General features: G+C 40.4%; 21 protein-coding genes and 1 riboswitch. Of the genes, 12 read left to right on the top strand and 9 right to left on the bottom strand.

All coding sequences use genetic code 11. The features are described from left to right. Positions 1-290: 290 nt before the first annotated feature. On the bottom strand, positions 291-917 hold the full coding sequence (locus JNUCC23_RS18820; protein WP_062175755.1) for a LysE family translocator: 627 nt from the start codon (positions 915-917) through the stop codon (positions 291-293). A 475-nt stretch (positions 918-1392) separates the two neighbouring features. On the opposite strand from JNUCC23_RS18820, the gene JNUCC23_RS18815 reads away from it, so the two are divergent. Further along, entirely contained in the window at positions 1393-1554 is a 162-nt protein-coding gene (locus JNUCC23_RS18815) for a hypothetical protein (RefSeq protein ID WP_172796805.1), read from the top strand. A gap of 90 nt (positions 1555-1644) precedes the next feature. On the opposite strand, the gene JNUCC23_RS18810 is transcribed toward JNUCC23_RS18815, so the two are convergent. Continuing rightward, on the bottom strand, positions 1645-2607 hold the full coding sequence (locus JNUCC23_RS18810; RefSeq protein WP_062175757.1) for a LacI family DNA-binding transcriptional regulator: 963 nt from the start codon (positions 2605-2607) through the stop codon (positions 1645-1647). Between the two features lie 386 nt (positions 2608-2993). Here JNUCC23_RS18810 and JNUCC23_RS18805 point away from each other — a divergent pair, with 386 nt between their 5' ends. From JNUCC23_RS18805 to JNUCC23_RS18785, 5 genes are all read left to right on the top strand, one after another. After that, positions 2994-3764, top strand: a complete 771-nt coding sequence (locus JNUCC23_RS18805) for a sugar phosphate isomerase/epimerase family protein (RefSeq protein WP_403071901.1) — start codon at positions 2994-2996, stop codon at positions 3762-3764. A 15-nt stretch (positions 3765-3779) separates the two neighbouring features. Beyond that, on the top strand, positions 3780-4850 hold the full coding sequence (locus JNUCC23_RS18800) for a Gfo/Idh/MocA family protein (RefSeq protein WP_454212976.1): 1071 nt from the start codon (positions 3780-3782) through the stop codon (positions 4848-4850). Positions 4851-4890: 40 nt separating this feature from the next. Next, the gene (locus tag JNUCC23_RS18795; RefSeq protein WP_403067946.1) at positions 4891-5925 is read left to right on the top strand and encodes a Gfo/Idh/MocA family protein; all 1035 of its coding nucleotides are present in this window, start codon (positions 4891-4893) and stop codon (positions 5923-5925) included. 5 nt (positions 5926-5930) lie between these two features. Next, positions 5931-6899: a sugar phosphate isomerase/epimerase family protein gene (locus JNUCC23_RS18790; protein WP_062175765.1), complete on the top strand. Its 969-nt coding sequence runs from the start codon at positions 5931-5933 to the stop codon at positions 6897-6899. 255 nt (positions 6900-7154) lie between these two features. Then, on the top strand, positions 7155-7526 hold the full coding sequence (locus JNUCC23_RS18785) for a VOC family protein (protein WP_062175767.1): 372 nt from the start codon (positions 7155-7157) through the stop codon (positions 7524-7526). A gap of 117 nt (positions 7527-7643) precedes the next feature. On the opposite strand, the gene JNUCC23_RS18780 is transcribed toward JNUCC23_RS18785, so the two are convergent. Further along, positions 7644-8099 carry a CBS domain-containing protein gene (locus JNUCC23_RS18780; RefSeq protein ID WP_454212973.1) on the bottom strand — a complete coding sequence of 152 codons (456 nt, stop codon included), beginning with the start codon at positions 8097-8099 and terminating at the stop codon, positions 7644-7646. 221 nt (positions 8100-8320) lie between these two features. Here JNUCC23_RS18780 and JNUCC23_RS18775 point away from each other — a divergent pair, with 221 nt between their 5' ends. Continuing rightward, positions 8321-8743: a MarR family transcriptional regulator gene (locus JNUCC23_RS18775; RefSeq protein ID WP_062175770.1), complete on the top strand. Its 423-nt coding sequence runs from the start codon at positions 8321-8323 to the stop codon at positions 8741-8743. 166 nt (positions 8744-8909) lie between these two features. Here the strand turns inward: JNUCC23_RS18775 and JNUCC23_RS18770 are convergent, their stop codons facing one another. Next, positions 8910-9245 carry an SPW repeat protein gene (locus JNUCC23_RS18770; protein ID WP_403067958.1) on the bottom strand — a complete coding sequence of 112 codons (336 nt, stop codon included), beginning with the start codon at positions 9243-9245 and terminating at the stop codon, positions 8910-8912. Between the two features lie 705 nt (positions 9246-9950). Next, on the bottom strand, positions 9951-11537 hold the full coding sequence (gene pckA, locus JNUCC23_RS18765; RefSeq protein WP_454212970.1) for a phosphoenolpyruvate carboxykinase (ATP): 1587 nt from the start codon (positions 11535-11537) through the stop codon (positions 9951-9953). A gap of 227 nt (positions 11538-11764) precedes the next feature. Then, a riboswitch (SAM riboswitch) is annotated at positions 11765-11928 on the top strand. A 220-nt stretch (positions 11929-12148) separates the two neighbouring features. Between pckA and metK the strand changes: the two genes are divergently transcribed. Next, complete coding sequence (metK, locus tag JNUCC23_RS18760; RefSeq protein WP_403067964.1) at positions 12149-13345, top strand: methionine adenosyltransferase; 1197 nt, start codon at positions 12149-12151, stop codon at positions 13343-13345. Between the two features lie 482 nt (positions 13346-13827). Here metK and JNUCC23_RS18755 read toward each other — a convergent pair whose 3' ends face one another. Beyond that, a complete protein-coding gene (locus JNUCC23_RS18755; RefSeq protein ID WP_454216147.1) occupies positions 13828-14349 on the bottom strand; it encodes a gamma carbonic anhydrase in 522 nt (173 codons plus the stop codon). 238 nt (positions 14350-14587) lie between these two features. Between JNUCC23_RS18755 and JNUCC23_RS18750 the strand changes: the two genes are divergently transcribed. Together JNUCC23_RS18750 and JNUCC23_RS18745 are read left to right on the top strand one after the other, a co-directional pair. Continuing rightward, positions 14588-15391: an alpha/beta hydrolase gene (locus tag JNUCC23_RS18750; RefSeq protein ID WP_454212968.1), complete on the top strand. Its 804-nt coding sequence runs from the start codon at positions 14588-14590 to the stop codon at positions 15389-15391. 153 nt (positions 15392-15544) lie between these two features. Further along, positions 15545-16045 (top strand): cupin domain-containing protein, encoded by a 501-nt coding sequence (locus tag JNUCC23_RS18745; RefSeq protein WP_454212966.1) that lies wholly within the window; start codon positions 15545-15547, stop codon positions 16043-16045. A gap of 75 nt (positions 16046-16120) precedes the next feature. On the opposite strand, the gene JNUCC23_RS18740 is transcribed toward JNUCC23_RS18745, so the two are convergent. The 3 genes from JNUCC23_RS18740 to JNUCC23_RS18730 all read right to left on the bottom strand — a co-directional run bounded on the left by JNUCC23_RS18740 (position 16121) and on the right by JNUCC23_RS18730 (position 18274). Then, the gene (locus JNUCC23_RS18740) at positions 16121-16480 is read right to left on the bottom strand and encodes a DUF2500 domain-containing protein (protein ID WP_454212964.1); all 360 of its coding nucleotides are present in this window, start codon (positions 16478-16480) and stop codon (positions 16121-16123) included. A 154-nt stretch (positions 16481-16634) separates the two neighbouring features. Continuing rightward, on the bottom strand, positions 16635-17210 hold the full coding sequence (locus JNUCC23_RS18735) for a class I SAM-dependent methyltransferase (RefSeq protein ID WP_403067977.1): 576 nt from the start codon (positions 17208-17210) through the stop codon (positions 16635-16637). Positions 17211-17314: 104 nt separating this feature from the next. Further along, positions 17315-18274, bottom strand: coding sequence for a TIGR01212 family radical SAM protein (locus JNUCC23_RS18730; RefSeq protein ID WP_062175786.1), 960 nt, complete (start codon positions 18272-18274; stop codon positions 17315-17317). 234 nt (positions 18275-18508) lie between these two features. On the opposite strand from JNUCC23_RS18730, the gene JNUCC23_RS18725 reads away from it, so the two are divergent. Together JNUCC23_RS18725 and JNUCC23_RS18720 are read left to right on the top strand one after the other, a co-directional pair. Then, the gene (locus tag JNUCC23_RS18725; protein ID WP_403067982.1) at positions 18509-18757 is read left to right on the top strand and encodes a spore coat associated protein CotJA; all 249 of its coding nucleotides are present in this window, start codon (positions 18509-18511) and stop codon (positions 18755-18757) included. Beyond that, positions 18750-19010, top strand: coding sequence for a spore coat protein CotJB (locus tag JNUCC23_RS18720; protein WP_454212962.1), 261 nt, complete (start codon positions 18750-18752; stop codon positions 19008-19010). The genes JNUCC23_RS18725 and JNUCC23_RS18720 overlap by 8 nt, the downstream gene beginning before the upstream one ends. The last annotated feature ends 14 nt before the right edge of the window (positions 19011-19024 follow it).

Below are 19024 nucleotides of genomic sequence, written 5' to 3'. Positions count from 1 at the left end.
GGATGAAAAAGCCCCCACTGATGGAAGTTTCACTTTATTTAACACCGACGGAGCCAATGAAGGATATAAAATCTATACATATGATTTCCAAAAGGACAAAAATAGAAAATTAATAAAATGATGCTATGTTGGTAAGAAAAGCTGTAATACCAAACAAGAGGGCATAGAAATATAAAAAGCCTGTATCATAATTACTTGGTAATCATGATACAGGCTTTTTAACTCAAGAGTTAATTGTCATTATCTATATTTAACTCACTGTTTGTTTTTTTGATGAGTTTCAATTCGAATTAGCGACTTTGAAACGCCACTTTTAAACCGAGTCCGAGATAGATGGCTCCGACGATTTTACCGCTAAAGCGGCCGAGCCAAGATATCCGTTTAACAAGCCGCCCGAGTGGACGGATGCAAAAGGCGATAAGTGTCGTATAGATCACACCTAAGAATACAAAGATTAGGCCGAGAAACAAGAATTGGAGAACAGATGTCCCTTGTTCAGGGTGAACGAACTGTGGCAAAAATGCTAGAAAGAAGAGAGCTGTTTTTGGGTTAAGAACTTCTGTTAAAATGGCCTGACCATACGTACTTAAAGACGATATTGGGGAAACCTTTGGCAGTTTAGGATCAGATGGCTTTTCTAATATCGCACGAATGCCGAGATAAATTAAGTAAGCAGCACCTGCAAACTTCACAATATTAAAAGCAAGTGCAGATGTCATCAAAATGGCGGAAAGTCCAACCGCGGCAAATATAGTATGAATCAAATCGCCAGTCGCGAGTCCAATACCTGCAATTACGCCTGCTTTACGCCCACCTTGAACAGTGCGAGTGGCTGTAAGAAGAACAGCCGGACCTGGAATTAAAAAGAGCCCAATTACGACTGCAATAAACGCTCCTAAAGTAGAAAAATCAAACATTGGGGTTTCCTCCTATTCCTTCAATACCGTCAAGTATAGTAGAGGATGAATCGTAAATCAACAGCCATTCAAAAGTTTAAAAACAATTCGTTTGGAATGGTATCCATGATCATAAGGAATGTTTAGAATAATATGGTAATATAAAGAAAAGTAGGGAATCAATCGCTTCAGATAAGTGATGTCTACATTTTGATTGTCAGACTGTCCAATTGCTGTCTGAATGATATGGAAATTAGGAAGATGTGTATACAAGTGCATGTTCAAAAAGGAGGATAAAAAGAGCCGAGAAGTTCGAGGAGTGCTTCCCGAGAGGACCGTGGAGACAGAGGTTTGAAGCAATTCACAAGCTTTTTTACCGGACTTTTTGAACATCCCCCTATAATTAGAATGTGCGTCATAAGCTCAAAGAAATGACAAATAGCCATCTAAAGGTGAGTAGAAAAAGAGAATTCAAGGATTACTGAGGTGAAATAGAATGGACAATCAATATTTTGTTGGTTGGGGAACACTTGCCCTTATTAATGCAGGATTAGCGCAAGGTAAAAACAGGACTGGTTTAAATTGGTTTTTATTATCTTTGCTGCTTGGACCAATTGCAACATTGATCTTATTGTTTTCAGAAAAGAAACCAGATTAAACGATATAAGACTATTTAGTTAAAAAAATAATGATCCCAAATCGAAATTGGAATCATTAACGTACATATTATAAAAGAAAACACTTATCCTTACTGAACAGATCCTCGCTTAATTAACGACACATCAATTGTCTCGTTTGTAACCGGCTCATTGGCAATAAGTTTTACTAGATTACCAGCACAAAGCGCTCCCCATTTATGTTTGGAATAATCAATTGTAGCTAAATTTGGCATGATGTATTGGGACATTTCGATATTATCAAAGCCAATAATATGTATGTGTTTTCCAATTTGATACGTTGTTGTTGACAGATAATCATACATGCCAATGGCCATTTCATCATTTAAACAGAAAACAGCAACAGGTTCTTTGTACTCTTTGACGATTTGATCTGCTGCGCGTGCGCCCGAAAGTTTAGAAAAATCCCCTTTAATTTCCTGATAGTGAATATCATCACATTGTTTTACCGCTGTTCTAACAGCTTGCAGACGTTGATGGGCATCATAAGAAATATCAGGACCTGTAACGATATAAAGCTTTCGGTGGCCTTTTTCAAGCAAATAGTGAACGGCTAAAGCGGATCCGGTTGTATTATCCAGAATCACTTGATTAATGTTTTGGTGTTCAAGTTCTCGATCTAAGACGACTAGTTTACACCCTATGTCAGCATATTTAATTAATTCTTCATCTGAAAAACTCCAATCAAGAACGATGGCGCCATCTATTACTTGTTCTGGTAGGAAACGATGAGATTTCATCCCGTTGCAGACGATTAGTTCATAATCAGTGCTGTTAAGTGTAGCATTGATACCTTGCAGAAGCGGTCCAAAAAAATTACCACTGTAATCGGACATTAAAAAGGCACCGATGATTTTTGTTTCGCGTTTTTTTAATGAGCGCGCGGCGGCATTTGGAACATAGTTCAATTCCTTTGCAATTTCCCGAATTCGTGCTGAAGTAGCTTCCGTTATTTTAGAGCTCCCATTTAATGCATAGGATACGGTTGAAATCGAGACACCGGCATGTTTCGCGATATCTTTAATACTTACCACGATAACGTCCCCTATCTTTTCCTTAACGGTATTATATCGTATTTGATTAGCTGAAAAGTTTCAATGTATATCTCATAGGAAAAAGGCATTCGTGATGGATTGAACGACTACTATTCCTGTGTTTAAATAAATAATGGCAATTTTCTAATAAACCATTGAAAACGGTTACCTGAAGACTTATAATAACTCATAGAATCGTATCGATAGCTTTAGTAATGAGATATAAGTATTTTTATATTTTTTTTATCGTTTATCGAAACGTTTCACTAAAAGTAGTATAACTGAAAACTATGAAAAAATGAATCCGTTTTCAATGAAGAAATAAAATCTAAACTCTTTTCATGAAAGTCTATCCACCTAATAAAATAGTAGAAATGGGGATAAAGATGACAGTGATTCCAATAGCAGTTCAAATGTATTCATTGCGTGAGGAAAGTGAAAAAGACTTTGCTGGTACATTGAAAAAAGTTGCAGAACTAGGCTTTGCTGGCGTTGAATTTGCTGGACTTGGAGGATTGACTGCGACAGAAGTCCGTGTGTTATTGGATGATCTAGGACTGAAAGCTGCATCTAGCCATGTTCCGCTTGTCGAGTTGAAACATAACTTGGCACAAGTGATTGAAGATCAGAAGATATTAGGAAGTACCTATATAGTTTGCCCGTATTTAATGCCGGATCAACGAAGTGAAGAAGATTATAATACGCTGATTCCATGGCTAGATGAGGCGGGTGAAACGTGTCTGCGTGAGGGCATTACCCTTTGCTATCATAATCATGATTTTGAACTAGAACGCATGTCGGACGGAAGAATGGCACTGGAGGCGATTTTTGATGATACAAACGCAGACTATGTGAAAGCAGAACCCGACATATACTGGCTGACAAAGGCTGGGGAAAAGCCGGTAGAGTGGCTTAACCGCTATAAAAATCGAACTCCACTCGTTCATTTGAAAGATATGACGACAGATGGAGAACAATTTTTTGCAGAGCTGGGAACTGGCGGGGTTGATATTGAAGCGGTGCTCACTATAGGAGAAGAAGTTGGTGTTCAGTGGTGGGTGATCGAACAGGATCTAAGCCGAACCACACCATTTGAAAGCATGGAAATCAGTATTAGGTATCTGAAAAAGAAACTTCCTTATCTTCTGAATAAATAAAAAGGGGACGAAAGTATGGCGTTAAACGTAGGCATCATTGGTTGTGGGAATATTAGTAGCATTTACTTAGAAAACAGCCGTCGTTTTCCTGAATTTACTATTATGGCATGTACGGATTTGGATATTGAAAAAGCAAAAGCGGCTGCTGTAAAATATGGCATCCAACATATGAGTAGTGTGGATGAAATGATGGCTTCGCCGGATATTGATATCGTATTAAATTTGACGGTTCCACACGCTCATGCAGCGGTAGCGCTAAAAGCAATCGAAAATGAAAAGCATGTGTATACAGAGAAGCCGCTCGCGATTACATTTGATGATGGCAAGAGAATCATGAATGAAGCCCGTCTCAAACAAGTCACTATAGGATCTGCTCCAGATACTTTTCTAGGCGGAAGTATTCAATTGGCCGGTAAGTTAATCGAAGAAGGTGTGATTGGAAAACCGATAGGCGCATCGGCCTTTATGATGTCACGTGGGCCGGAATCGTGGCACCCGAATCCTGAAATTTTTTATCATGTAGGCGGTGGTCCGATGTTCGATATGGGTCCATATTACATAACCGCACTAGTTAGCTTATTAGGGCCAGTCAACAGAATCACTGGATCTACACGTATTACGTTTCCAGAACGAACGATTACAAGCCCGAAGAAAAATGGAGAAAAAATAACGGTTCAGGTCCCAACACATGTGTCTGGCATTCTCGATTTCGTAAACGGAGCGACCGCGACAATTACAACAAGCTTTGATGTATCAGCGGCGCGGACACCGTTCATTGAAATTTATGGAGAAGGCGGTACAATCAGCCTGCCTGATCCGAATCATTTTAATCAGCCACTTCTAGTGAAAAGACATGGTGAAGAAGAGTGGCAAGAAATGAAGCCTGATGGAGACGCTCATGATAATTTGCGTGGCATCGGACTTGCTGATATGGCTAAAGCAATTGAAGTAGGGAAACAACCACGTGCAAATGGCAATATGGCCTTACATGTGCTTGAAATTATGCATGGAATTCACCGCTCATCTGAAGACGGGCGCCATTATTTGCTGGAAAGTACATGTGAACAGCCGCCTTTGTTATCGTAAGAAATTGGTTAATAACGAGAAAAGCTAGGAGGATTAGTTGATGAGTACGTTAAAAGTAGGTGTTATCGGCTGTGGAAGTATAGCGAAATTTCGTCATTTACCAGAGTATTATGCTAATAAAAAGGTAGAAATCGTCGCGGTTTGTGACATTGTCGCAGATCGTTGTGAAAAAATGGCCACGCAATACAGTGCTAAAGCATTTACCGACTATAAAGAGGTATTGAAGCTGGAAGAAATCGATGCAATCAGCGTCTGTCTACCTAACTATTTACATGCACCTGTTTCCATTGATGCGTTGAATGCGGGAAAACACGTGCTTTGTGAAAAGCCGATGGCAACGTCAAAGAACGAAGCAGTTGCGATGATTAATGCTGCGAATATAAATGAAAAAACGCTGATGATCGCACATAACCAACGTTTTGTAGCTTCCCATCAAACGGCCAAACAAATTATTGACAGCGGCAAGCTCGGGAAGATTCACAGTTTTAAAACAACATTTGGTCATCCAGGTCCAGAGGCATGGAGTGTGGATGGTGCAGATAGCTGGTTCTTTAACAAAGAACAGGCTTTTATCGGAGCAATGGGTGACCTTGGCGTCCACAAATCAGATTTAATGCGTTATTTACTGGGAGAGTTTACAGAAGTAGGCGCATTTATTGAAACGACTGCGAAGAAGAATACAGAAGTGGATGACAATGCCGTCTGTATTTTACGAACAGAAAGTGGGATTATCGGTACTCTTACAGCAAGCTGGGCATATGTGTCTGGCGATGACAATTCTACAGTTATCTACGGAGAAAATGGAACCTTACGTTTAGAAGCTGATCCAGACTATTCGTTAATTGAAGAATATCGGGATGGCAAAGTGATTCATCATAAGCTTGATAAAATTCAAACGAATGAAGATGGTGGCCAGATAAATTCTCATGTCATCGACCATTTTGTTGAGTGCATTTTGGAAAATAAAGAACCACTCATCACGGGTGAAGAAGGTTTGAAATCACTAAAGGTTATTCTAGCGGCACTTGAGTCACAGGAAACAAAAAAAATTATTTCATTGGAACAGGGAGTGTAATTGAAATGAAATTAGGCGTATTTACTGTATTATTTGCAAATAAATCATTTGAGGAAATGCTTGATCACGTGAAAGCTTCAGGGCTTGATGCAGTTGAAATCGGTACAGGCTGCTATCCAGGGAATGCCCATTGCCCACTTGATGAGCTTTTAGAAAATGAGCAGAAGCGAAATGACTATTTAGAAGCTGTCACATCACGCGGTTTAACGATCAGTGCATTTAGCTGTCATGGCAATCCACTCACACCAGACAAAGCCTTTGCCGAAGAGTCGGATACTGTTTTACGTAAAACGATTAAACTAGCGTCTCTTCTTCAGGTTCCAGTCGTTAACGCTTTTTCTGGTACTGCTGGTGACAGCGACGAAGCAAAACAGCCGAACTGGCCCGTCGTTCCTTGGCCTGCGGAATATGGGGATGTGTTAACATGGCAATGGGAAAACAAATTGATTCCATATTGGAAAGAAATCGGTGAACTGGCTACACAACATCATGTGAAAATTGGTCTTGAATTGCACGGTGGCTTCCTTGTTCACACGCCATATACGATGCTAAAACTACGTGAAGCAACATGTGATGCAATCGGTGCGAACTTAGACCCTAGTCATATGTGGTGGCAAGGAATTGATCCAGTTGCTGCGATAAAAATCCTTGGTAAAGCTGGTGCCATTCACCATTTTCATGCAAAAGATACGTACATCGATCAAGACAATGTCAATATGTACGGATTGACAGATATGCAGCCATACGGAAACGTACAATCACGAGCATGGACGTTCCGAAGTGTCGGCTGTGGCCACAGCATGCAGGAATGGTCAGATATGATGAGTGCACTTCGTACATATAACTATGATTACGTTGTTAGCATTGAACATGAAGATGCGATCATGTCCATTGAAGAAGGCTTCTCGCGTGCAGTAAAAAACTTAAATGACGTTTTGATTCGTGATTCTTCAGGAGATATGTGGTGGGCGTAACAGTATGTGTAATTGAAAAGAGGCAAAGTGCCTCTTTTTTTGGCTTGAAACGATGAAGTGTTAATACGTGCTATGTGATAAAATTATCATAATAGAGCGTGTTCAAAAAGGAGGATAAAAAGAGTCAAGAAGTTCGAGGAGAGACAGAGCGACGAAGAAATTCGACAGCTATTTTACCGGACTTCTTGAACATCCTCTAATAATCATTATGGAATATAATTGTAGTGTAACTAAAAGGGTAAGGAGGGGAAAGCGATGTCTTTTAGCTTTACAGGCATTCATCATGTTCAATTAGCTGCACCACCAGGTTCTGAGGACGTAGCAAGAAAGTTTTTTGTGGGAATTTTAGGTTTTGAAGAAATCGAACAACCTGAGCCAATGAAAATACGAGGTGGAGTGTGGTTTGGATTTGGCAACTATCATCTTCATATTGGTATTGAAGAACCATTCTCTCCTGCCAAAAAAGCGCATCCAGCATTCGAGGTAAAACATATAGAGGCTCTGAAAATCCATTTGTCTGAAAATAACATTCCTTTTATAGTTGATACCGATTATCCAGGAGTGAACAGAATTTATATCGAGGACCCTTGGGGGAATCGCGTTGAAATTTTAGAAAAATGTATCTAACGGATCCCTTCATAAAGAGAGCGGGGGAAAGTAATGCAAAACCCAAGGAATAGGATCCCTGGGTTTTGTTTTTCCTGAAGAAATTAAGCTGTATCCTTATTGTTTATATTGAAAGACTTAAAGGAGTGTATGAAAAGAGTGACGGATGACATCCCCGCGGCTAATGATTCCAGCCAATCCCCCGTTACGGACGACCGGTAACTTTTTTATCCGCTTTTTTCCTAAAAGAGCTGCAATATTTTCAATATCTTCATGATAGTCAACTGTGATCACCTTTTTCTTTGCAATATTTAATACGTTTAAATCAAGTATTTTCTTTGCCCTTTCCTCAAATTCATCGTCATCCCCTTTTAACACGTTCACATAATAGAAGGAGTCTACAAAGATATCCTTATGCTTGCCAATATGTCTCATAATATCACCATCACTTATATACGCGATGATTTCATTTTTGTCATTGATGACTGGAAGACCGCTTATGTGGTGCTCAATAAATTTCTTGATAACGGAACGGATGGTATCGCTTTCGAAAACCTTGTAAACATGACGATTCATAATTTCATGTGCTTTCATATGAGTCCTCCTAAATATCAGTCATGAAAAGGGAGCGCATCTTTAAAGCCTCAACTTAATGACTCCTTCCAGAGCTTGTATTAGTCACTTTAATAAAAGGTTGATACGAGTATATACTTGTATCATACAATTAAATTTTAGGAAGTCAATCCTTCTTTTACAGATGTTTACGGTAGGGTATCATGGTTTATATAGAAGGATAATAATAAGGTGGTAAAGAAATGAATATGCATGCACTGGAAACCATTGAGCTTGAAATGGCGGTTCTGGCTCGCCTTGTCAAATCGATGACATCTGATTTAAGGAATTTAGACAAATCTGCCTATCTTCTGTTGCATCAATTATCTTCAGAAGGATCCTCTGGAGTGAAAATCTTGGCGAATAAATTGCATTTGGATATTTCCACAGTAAGCAGACAAACTGCATCTATGGAGCAAAAAGGGTATGTGTGCAAGGTCCCTGATCCCAAGGATGGTAGATCATACTTCTATCAGATTACGGATTTGGGATTAAAGGAATTGAGCCAATACAAACAAGCACGATTGGACAAGTTGGAAGAATTGCTAAACGATTGGTCTGACGAGGAAGGTCAAAACTTTGGGCAACTGTTAAAAAAGTTTAATCAAACGCTAATGGATAAATAATGCTCTGATTAGATTTTCTTTGGAATAATTATTGGATTTACTTGGTTAATATAATGATGTGTTTGAATGCATAAAGAAAAAGAAAAACACGCTTAAAATGTAATCCAAGCGTGTTTTTCCTGCTTATAGAAAAGGTATGAAAATGTTGATGGTTATTGGATACTATTTAGTCTACAGCTTTGGAGTTTGAATTGGATCCCAAGTTCCATAAGCTAAATAGAATCGTGAATAAACCAAGAATCACGCTTGACCAAACCGCTTCATTTGCTATTGAGTAGATATATGGGAAAATGACAAACCAGACGCCCGTAATTACTGAAACCCAGTTTTGCCACGAATTCCAACCAGGTTTGTCATACCCCCACCATGCTGCGATAATCTGAATGATTCCGAAAACTACACTTAACCACAAAGCTCCTGTTTGATCTGAAAAATCAAAAACCCAAGGTGCGATAATAAACCAGACACCGATTAATGCATTTAAGGTACTTCTTGTTTTCATAATTACCCCTCCTTAAAGTTTAGGAAATCTCTAAAGATTTCCTTGTTGAATTATATGTTTAGAAATAATAAAAATTAACTAAAAATGAGATTATATATTCAATTATTAATAAAAGGAAAAAGAGGGGAGTTTATCTCGATTTTTTGTTTGTAGGGGTAGACCTAGAAATGATGATCGTCCTTCTTTTGCTTATGCTAATTATTTGGAAATGAATAAAGCCTACTAACTACCCTAGAACAAAATTAAGAACTTACTTGGTGTATGCATTCAACTAATCGGAATGGGATTTTGTTATATCCTTGTTGAAATTGTGGTGGTGGAATTGAAAGACTAAACACGCTTAGATTTATAAATCCAAGCGTGTTTAGTCTTTCAATTTTATCCCGCATTAACGGGCAGTAAGACCCCCACCTCAAGGCTTAGAGGGAATCGAAGAAGCGTATAGGTGGGGGACAACTGCCCGTAAAAGCCCGATTGGTGAGATACAGTGAAACTTACCGCTGTGTTCTTTCAGCGGTTTAATTGAGGCCCACAGGATGTGGGTCACACAGACGTTGCCGCAGGACGCGGCGCACTTAGTCTGTGATTCATTGAATCGGGTTCGTAGTGTCTCTTTATCGAAGATTTAGCAACACTAGAACGGGACTAACAATCAGTGGGGATGAAGAAAACCCCCACTGATTGAAGTTTCACTTTATATCAAAGTCAAATAGTCGGCCCGCCAAGATTCTTGATCGTATCAGAAACGTTGGCGAATTTTTTGAAATTGACTTTGAATTTCTCGGCAAGTTCGGTTGCTTTTTCTGTGTAGGCTGCTTGGTTTGACCAAGTTTTAATTGGTTGAAGGACTTCGTCTGGAACCCCTGATACATGAAGGGGGATTTCAAGACCGAAGATATCGTCGTGAACGGTTTCGATATGATTCAATTCGCCTTCAAGGGCAGCTTGAATCATCGCGCGCGTGTAAGCGAGCTTCATTCGGCTTCCTGTCCCATATTCTCCGCCTGTCCATCCTGTGTTTACTAGGAAGACTCTAGAGTTGTTCTCATCGATTTTTTTGCCGAGCATTTCTGCATAGTGTGTCGCTGGTAATGGTAGGAATGGCGATCCGAAGCATGTTGAGAATGTTGCTTCTGGTGTTGTAACACCCCGTTCTGTTCCAGCCAATTTACTTGTGTAGCCACTTAAGAAATGGTACATGGCTTGTTCTTTCGAAAGCTTCGAGATTGGAGGCAACACGCCAGAGGCATCTGCCGTTAAGAAAATGATAGTATTCGGGTGACCGGCAACACTCGGATTAACGATATTACCGATTCCTTGTAGCTGGTAAGCGGCACGTGTATTTTCCGTTAATGTAGCATCATCATAATCAGCTACACGTGTGTCTGGATTCACAACTACATTTTCCAACACAGCACCAAAGCGAATGGCGTCGAAAATTTGCGGTTCTTTTTCGCGTGAAAGATTGATGGTTTTGGCATAACAACCGCCTTCGATGTTGAAAACGCCGCTAGAAGACCAGCCGTGCTCGTCGTCACCAATTAATTTCCGGCTTGGGTCAGCGGATAAAGTGGTTTTACCTGTCCCAGACAAACCGAAGAACAAAGCAACATCACCCTCTCTGCCGACGTTTGCTGAACAGTGCATCGGAAGAATTCCTGCTTCGGGGAGCACGTAATTCATGACAGAGAAAATTGATTTCTTCATTTCTCCAGCATATTCAGTTCCACCGATTAATACGGTACGTCGTTCAAATGAAATGATGATGAACGTTTCTGATTTCGTTCCATCTACTGCAGGGTCCGCTTTGAAGTTAGGAGCGGAAATGACCGTAAATTCTGCTTGGTGACCGAGTAAATCTTCATCAGTCGGACGCACAAACAATTGATGGGCGAACAAGTTGTGCCAAGCATACTCGTTGATAACCTGAATAGGAAGTCGGTGCTGTACATTTGCACCAGCAAATCCTTTGAATACAAAAATCTCTTCTTTTTGTTTTAAATAGCTTATTACTTTATTGTAAAGGTTTGCAAAAGTATCTTCAGAAATAGGTTGATTCACCGGACCCCAGTCGATTTTGTCTTTGAACACTAATTCTTCCACTATATATTTATCTTTAGGAGAGCGTCCTGTATATTTGCCTGTTTCTGCACGAACTGCGCCCGTTGATGTAAGAACTCCTTCATTTCGTTTAAGAACTTTCTCAACTAATTGAGGAACAGAAAGCTGTACGTTTACATTTGATCCAGCTAATAATTGATGTAACTCATTTGAAATGCCCACAGTATTCATATATGAGATACCTTCCTTCACCCTTATTTATAGAAATAGTATAACACATTGACTTTATTAGTCTATACTAATTATAGTATTTAACACATTTTTTTCTGAAATAGGTATTTTATTCAAGAGATAGACGATATTCATAGAATCAATCAACCTATAATGAAACTATTATTAAGGAAAAAAATCTTGACACTATTCCTTGTAGTACGTTATTATTTTAAATTGTACGGATTCTCTTATCCCGAGTTGGTGGAGGGACAGGCCCTAAGAAACCCAGCAACCTGCCGAAGTGTAGAAAGTTTGCGAAAGATTGATTGCAGATAAAAGTAATTGTCTTTTAATAATTTTGGCGTTGGTGCTAACCTGAGCAAGGTAAAAAACCCTTGAACGATAAGAGTGAAAGGATAGATTCAGTCAATAAACCTTTCCTCAATGACGGGGAAGGTTTTTATGTTTTTCGGGAACACTGATGAACAACGCTGAGAAGATCTGCATCTATTATAGAAACCGATAAGGGAACGAGCTCCGTCAAAACAAAAAAGGTGGATGAGATGGATGGGGTAAAAGCCTCCGTCTGCGTACCTAACACATAATTTCAATAATTAGGAGGAATTAAGATGTCAACAAAACGTCGTCTTTTTACTTCTGAGTCTGTTACAGAAGGCCATCCGGATAAGATTTGTGATCAGATTTCAGATTCAATTTTAGATGCTATCCTGGAAAAGGATGCAAACGCGCGTGTTGCGTGTGAAACTTCGGTAACTACTGGTCTTGTACTAGTAGCTGGTGAAATCACAACTTCCGCATATGTAGACATTCCGCGTATTGTTCGCGATACTATTGCTGGGATTGGCTACACTCGTGCGAAATTCGGCTTTGATGCTGAGACATGCGCTGTTTTAAGTTCAATTGATGAGCAATCAGCAGATATCGCTTTAGGTGTTGATCAAGCACTTGAATCGCGTGAAGGTACGATGAGCGATGCTGAAATCGAAGCAATCGGTGCAGGGGACCAAGGTTTAATGTTCGGATTTGCTTGTAATGAAACAGAAGAGCTTATGCCACTTCCGATTTCATTGGCGCATAAACTTTCCCACCGTTTGACTGCTGTTCGTAAAGACGGCACATTAGCTTACTTGCGCCCAGATGGAAAAACGCAAGTAACGATCGAATATGATGAGAACAATCAACCGGCTCGTGTTGATACAATTGTTATCTCTACACAGCATGACGAAGACACTACGCTAGAGCAAATTCAAGCTGACCTGAAAGAACACGTGATTAAAGCGGTTGTTCCAGCTGACTTGATCGATGCTGAAACAAAGTACTTCATTAATCCAACAGGCCGCTTCGTTATTGGTGGACCTCAAGGAGATGCGGGTCTTACAGGACGTAAGATTATCGTTGACACATACGGCGGTTACGCTCGTCACGGTGGTGGCGCATTCTCAGGTAAGGATGCAACGAAGGTGGATCGCTCTGCAGCCTATGCGGCTCGTTATGTTGCGAAAAACATCGTAGCAGCTGGTCTTGCTGATAAAGCAGAAGTTCAATTGGCTTATGCAATCGGTGTAGCGAAACCAGTGTCAATTGCGATCGATACATTCGGAACAGGAACAGTATCTGAAGATGTATTAGTAGACTTAGTTCGTGCTAACTTCGACCTTCGTCCTGCTGGTATTATCAAAATGCTTGACCTGCGCCGCCCAATTTACAAGCAAACGGCAGCATACGGACATTTCGGCCGTACAGACGTTGATCTTCCTTGGGAACGTACAGACAAAGCAGCAACATTGAAAGAACAAGCTCAATAATAGTAAAAAGAGGAATCCACATTGTGGATTTCTTTTTTTGTGTGGGAAATCTGAAACACAATTCCTGAGATTGGTGGGTAAATCAGGAGAAGTGGTGAGTAAATGGGAAGGAGAACCTCGAGAGCTGTTGGACCATAGACTAATTCTAGAGAAGCAACTTTGCTTGGATATGAATATAAAATAAAAACGACTCCAGTGCTTAGAGTCGTTGAAATAAGATTTTTTATCCCGCATTAACGGGCAGTAAAACCCTGACCTCAAGGCTTAGAGGAGTCGAGAAAGCGTAGGTGGGGGATAACTGCCCGTAAAAGCCCGATTGGTGAGATACAGTGAAACTTACCGCTATGCTCTTCAGCGGTTTAGTTGAATCAATCGGGTTCGTACTGTCGTTTGATCGAAGCGAAAGCGAAGATCTAGCGACAGTAGAACGGGACTAACAATCAGTGGGGGATGAAGACCCCCTCACTGATTGAAGTTTCACTTTATTCTTCAATCCGCTTCTCATTCTTGTAGTACTGTCCTTTTTCAGCATATTCACGGACGATGCGTTTCATGTCTTCCCGATCTGCATCGTTCAGCTCACGGACGACTTTGGCGGGACGTCCGAAAGCGAGTGTATTTGGTGGAATCACTTTCCCTTGGGGCACGAGACTTCCAGCACCGATGAAAGCTCCTTCGCCGATTTCCGCTTCATCTAGAATAATTGATCCCATCCCAATGAGTGCTCCTTTGCGGATTTTGCAGCTATGTAGCGTGACTTGATGACCGACTGTGACTTCATCTTCAATGATAAGCGGGTTGTTCGGGCTTTGGTGAAGAACGCTGTTGTCTTGAATATTTACTTTGTTTCCAATGATAGTTGGCGCTACGTCGCCGCGAATCACAGAATTGAACCAGATGGTTGACTCTTCACCGATTTTTACATCGCCCGTTACAACAGCGTTATCGGCGAGGTAGGCACTGGCTGATATTTCCGGCTTTTTTCCTTTATAAGCGTAAAGAATCATCTTTGAACCATATCCTTTCCGTTTAGATGTTTTTTAGGTATTATTTTTACTATACAATAATATGCGATATTTCGTTATAATAAGGTTCAATGATCATGCCAGAAGACTTGATAATTGTTCGTACATTTAATTTAAGATGAAGGTATGATAGTCTGTTGATCCGGGATAAAATAAAGAATAGCAAAGTGTGAATGAAGATTTAGCAACTAGAGATATAGTAGGAGGAGATTTTCATATGTGGAAATGGGAGGCAGACGTTACCCCAAAAGGAGTCATCGTCATCGTTCATGGTGCCATGGAGCATCACGGGCGTTATAAATGGCTATCGCAAATGTGGCGGTCCGCCGGTTACCATGTGATTATGGGAGATCTTCCAGGACAGGGTATGACAACCCGTGCATTTAGAGGACATATTGAATCCTTTGATCAATATTTAATAGAAGTAAAAAGCTGGATTGAGGAAGCGTATCAATATTCACTGCCCGTTTTTTTACTCGGACATAGTATGGGCGGATTAATCGCGATTAGATTACTTCAGCAGGATGAAGTGGATTTGGCGGGGGTCATTCTTTCTTCCCCTTGTTTAGGTTTAGTTAAACACCCATCCAAGCTAATGACTGCAATTTCGTTAGGGTTGAATGTTACGTATCCGACCTTCCGAGTGGAATCTGGCTTATCACCTGAGCTTGCCACTAGAAATGAGGAAGTAAGGGAGTCAGACTTAAACGATTCGTTATACGTGACGAAAGTTTCGGTCAGATGGTACCGCGAACTTACGAAAAACATGAAAGAAGCCTTTGAAGATATCCCTGACTTTCAGGATATTCCGCTTTTGCTCATGCAGGGCGGCGATGACCGAGTCGTCGATAAACGCCCAGTTCGTGAATGGTTTAATTATAATCTTGGTAGTGAAAAACAATACAAAGAATGGCCGCGTTTATATCATGAAATATTTAATGAACCGGAGCGCGATGATGTATTTCAATATGCGCTAGGTTTTGTGGAAACCAGATTAAAGACGCTCGGATATGTCCTTTAATCTATGGAAAAAGAATAGGTGCCTAAACATCGTTTATCTGATGCATACATGACCTATTAAACGATATTTCGAATGTGAGGTCAGACCATTTGGGATAACCTCCTTGTCTTGTTTGTTTTGGAAGAATACAAAGAATTAGGAGTTTGAGTAACTATGAAAAACGCAGAATATTGGATCGAAAACTTAGCAATGACCCCTCATAAAGAAGGAGGGTATTTTAAAGAAATGCTCATGGCAGAGGGAGAACTGGTTACTGAACATACTACAAAAAGACCGTATTATACAAGCATTTATTTCTTACTTCGTAGTGGAAACCCTTCTCATTTTCATCGCTTGAAGTCTGATGAAGTATGGTATTTTCATACTGGAGATCCCTTGAATATACATATCATCCATCCAAATGGAGAGTACGAAATAGTGAGGCTTGGTCTTAATGTGGAACAGGGGGAAGTTTTGCAAGCCGTTGTTCCAAAGGGAGCTATATTTGGGTCAGACGTAGCTGAGACTGCAGATTATTCACTAGTAAGTTGCATGGTTTCCCCTGGGTTTGATTATCAAGATTTCGAGTTATTTACGCAGCGTGAGTTACTCGAAGAATACCCTAGCCATGAGCAAATCATAAAGAAACTTGCTTATGAAGAGTTACCAGAATAAGATGTAAACGAGGTTGGTTTTAATCGAGCCAACCTCGTTTTTTATCCCGTTTGTACTGATCCCATCCATCTAGTTTTACCTGATTCGTGTAAACCCAAGATACCTTGTGCCTTGAAATTGCAAATCACCAATGTCGCCCTCTATCAGCTGACCATATTCAAGGTCCTTCACATGGAATTCCATTCGATCTCCACTATCAACTTCAAATGTGATGTAGTAATGATTATATGCGCGCGTTTCTCCTCCACCATGTATGCTTGTTCTTTTTGTAACAACCTTAGCTCGGACCGTTAATTTAGGGGCATCGTTATTGCTGCTCCAAGTCGAAATCCCCTTAATCACTGCAAAAATTATAATTCCAAAAATAATAACAAAAGCAACTATAAATAAAATTGGTCCGATTCGAAATATAATGTCACCAGGTGCTTCATACATGTTGATCTCTCCTTTTGGTATTATTTTTTATATACGATGGCGGGTGATGGAAGTTTCAGAAATATGGAAATCGCCCATAAATAAAGTGCCAGACCTTACACAATATTAGAGTGTAGGGTCTGGCACTTTAGGGGGACTCTCATCCTTTAAGATATTACTTTATTTTTTCAATCGCAACAATAAACGGCGGCTGATTCACCTGATTGATGAATCCGTATTGTAGAACATGAGCTTTGTCCTGGGGGAGCGACGTGGCATAATCTAGTACGGCGTCTCGTTCAATCGCTCCGCCTATGTGTCCGTGATAGATAACTAGGACGATGACTCCTTTAGGTGCCATGATTTCAAGTAGTTGTTCAATCGCAGCAATGGTCGACTCGGCAGCGGTGACAATTGATTTGTCGCCACCTGGAAGATACCCCAAATTAAAGATAGCAGCTTTAATTTGGCCATACTGTTGCTCTGACACATATGCTTTTACATGCTCATGCCCTGTTTGGATAAGCGTACACTGTTGCAGTAGATCTTCTTCTCGTAATTTCTCAGTCGTATTCACAATCGCTTCCTTTTGAATATCGAATCCGTACACATGTCCGGTTTTACCAACGATATTAGCCAGAAAAGCTGTATCATGTCCGTTGCCACAAGTCCCATCGATTACAATATCTCCTGGTTCAAGTGCCGTCTGAAGCAGAAACCGAGCGAAGGGAAGAATCTTCATAAGTTTCACCGTTTTTCACTTCCATATCATAGTAAAATTTATCCCACTCTTAACAGGTGATAAACCCCCATTATGCGTCGAATTTAGGATTTACGGGTCAAATCCAAAATACTTCATTCCTTTTCAATTATTTGATAAAGTTTCCCTTGCCAGCTATCCCGGCGTTTTAGCTCTGCATCAATCGAGTTTAATACATCCCATTTATTCACGCTCCACATTGGCCCAATCATCAAATCGATCGGACCGTCACCAGTAATTCTGTGAACGATCATTTCCGGAGGGAGTATCTCCAACTGATCGACAACAAGGTTCACATAATCTTCTTGTGTTAAAAATTCGAGCATCCCTTTTTCATATTGTTTGACCATTGGCGTTCCTTTAAGTAGATGAAGTAAGTGTATCTTGATGCCTTGAACGTCCAATTTCGCTACTTCGCGAGCTGTTTCCATCATCATGTCATAGCTTTCAAGTGGTAGTCCGTTAATGATGTGCGAACAAACGCGAATCCCATGTTTTCTAAGCTTAGCGACGCCCTCTTGATACATTTTGTAATCATGAGCTCGGTTAATAAGTAACGCTGTTCGTTCATGGACAGTTTGTAGCCCAAGCTCGACCCATAAATAGGTTCGTTCGTTCAGCTCGGCTAAATAGTCGACAACATCATCAGGAAGGCAATCAGGTCTCGTCGCGATGGATAATCCGACGACACCCTCCTGATTCAGCACGCTTTCGTATTTTTCTCGTAATTCACTAACTGGGGCGTGGGTGTTCGTATAAGCCTGGAAATAGGCCATGTATTTGCCATCTTTCCATTTTTGATGCATTTTTCCACTGATTTTCTTAAATTGAACATCGAGCGGCTCAACCCGATCTCCGGCGAAATCACCTGAACCCGCTGCACTACAAAATGTGCAACCGCCATATGCAACTGTACCATCACGGTTTGGGCAGTCAAAACCGCCATCAAGTGCTACTTTAAAAACTTTATGACCAAAATGCTTTCGCAAATGATAATTCCAAGTATGATATCGTTTATTGTCCATAGCATACATAAACGGCTTTGTTTGATTCAAAGCAAAAACCTCCTAAAGCTAAGCTTTGCTTATTATACTACAGACGAGCGCTTCGAAAAGGGGAAACGAAGTAGTGATGTAGTTTTGTAGCCAAATTGCTTAGAAAATAGTGAGGTTTTGGCTCCTCTCAATAGTGCGCCATTTCTTGCCATTCATCTCTCCATTTGTTTTTAGCGGGATATCTTTTTCCTACAGCGCATATATTCAATAGAGAAAATAATGTGAGGTGTAGAAATGGATCAACAACGAGAGAGGTTTACGCCGATAAAATCGTATGTTCCTTTTCGCGGTTTATTCGATCCTTGTCCGCCAATCGGAGAAAAGTATTACAGTACGCCACCTAATTTGTATTTAGGTTTTCAACCGCCAAATCTTGAACAGTTCACACCGCAAGAGGCATTGAGAAAGGGGACGCTATGGAAGGTCTTCTACGATTATTATGACAATCCTTATAAGCGGGGAGGAGATAGCGGTCATGGCTAATACGATGCCGATTGAGTATTATCAGCAATTAGAGGAGATTCAAGCCATCGATTTTGTCATTGATGAATTGGTGCTATACCTAGATACACATCCCACTGATCAGAATGCGATTCAACAATATAATCACTTTGCCTTGTACAGCAAACAAATTAAACTGAAATTCGAAGAGTCCTTTGGTCCTTTACAGAAAGGAAGTGTGAATCATCAGCAGGATTACTGGGCATGGAGCGGACCTTGGCCATGGCAAGTTTAAGCAGAAAACATATA

This window comes from Peribacillus sp. JNUCC 23 (genome assembly GCF_053653995.1).
The sequence above is the reverse complement of the archived record's forward strand: the minus strand, read 5'-3'. Positions and strand labels throughout refer to the sequence as shown.

What these genes read in the sequence shown, in the direction of transcription:
- pckA (WP_454212970.1), bottom strand. Translation starts at nt 11,537, where the DNA reads ATGAATACTGTGGGCATTTCAAATGAGTTACATCAATTATTAGCTGGA.
- JNUCC23_RS18745 (WP_454212966.1), top strand. Translation starts at nt 15,545, where the DNA reads ATGAAAAACGCAGAATATTGGATCGAAAACTTAGCAATGACCCCTCAT.
- JNUCC23_RS18725 (WP_403067982.1), top strand. Translation starts at nt 18,509, where the DNA reads ATGGATCAACAACGAGAGAGGTTTACGCCGATAAAATCGTATGTTCCT.
- JNUCC23_RS18795 (WP_403067946.1), top strand. Translation starts at nt 4,891, where the DNA reads ATGAGTACGTTAAAAGTAGGTGTTATCGGCTGTGGAAGTATAGCGAAA.
- JNUCC23_RS18820 (WP_062175755.1), bottom strand. Translation starts at nt 917, where the DNA reads ATGTTTGATTTTTCTACTTTAGGAGCGTTTATTGCAGTCGTAATTGGG.
- metK (WP_403067964.1), top strand. Translation starts at nt 12,149, where the DNA reads ATGTCAACAAAACGTCGTCTTTTTACTTCTGAGTCTGTTACAGAAGGC.
- JNUCC23_RS18750 (WP_454212968.1), top strand. Translation starts at nt 14,588, where the DNA reads ATGTGGAAATGGGAGGCAGACGTTACCCCAAAAGGAGTCATCGTCATC.
- JNUCC23_RS18785 (WP_062175767.1), top strand. Translation starts at nt 7,155, where the DNA reads ATGTCTTTTAGCTTTACAGGCATTCATCATGTTCAATTAGCTGCACCA.
- JNUCC23_RS18720 (WP_454212962.1), top strand. Translation starts at nt 18,750, where the DNA reads ATGGCTAATACGATGCCGATTGAGTATTATCAGCAATTAGAGGAGATT.
- JNUCC23_RS18805 (WP_403071901.1), top strand. Translation starts at nt 2,994, where the DNA reads ATGACAGTGATTCCAATAGCAGTTCAAATGTATTCATTGCGTGAGGAA.
- JNUCC23_RS18775 (WP_062175770.1), top strand. Translation starts at nt 8,321, where the DNA reads ATGAATATGCATGCACTGGAAACCATTGAGCTTGAAATGGCGGTTCTG.
- JNUCC23_RS18780 (WP_454212973.1), bottom strand. Translation starts at nt 8,099, where the DNA reads ATGAAAGCACATGAAATTATGAATCGTCATGTTTACAAGGTTTTCGAA.
- JNUCC23_RS18770 (WP_403067958.1), bottom strand. Translation starts at nt 9,245, where the DNA reads ATGAAAACAAGAAGTACCTTAAATGCATTAATCGGTGTCTGGTTTATT.
- JNUCC23_RS18815 (WP_172796805.1), top strand. Translation starts at nt 1,393, where the DNA reads ATGGACAATCAATATTTTGTTGGTTGGGGAACACTTGCCCTTATTAAT.
- JNUCC23_RS18790 (WP_062175765.1), top strand. Translation starts at nt 5,931, where the DNA reads ATGAAATTAGGCGTATTTACTGTATTATTTGCAAATAAATCATTTGAG.
- JNUCC23_RS18740 (WP_454212964.1), bottom strand. Translation starts at nt 16,480, where the DNA reads ATGTATGAAGCACCTGGTGACATTATATTTCGAATCGGACCAATTTTA.
- JNUCC23_RS18800 (WP_454212976.1), top strand. Translation starts at nt 3,780, where the DNA reads ATGGCGTTAAACGTAGGCATCATTGGTTGTGGGAATATTAGTAGCATT.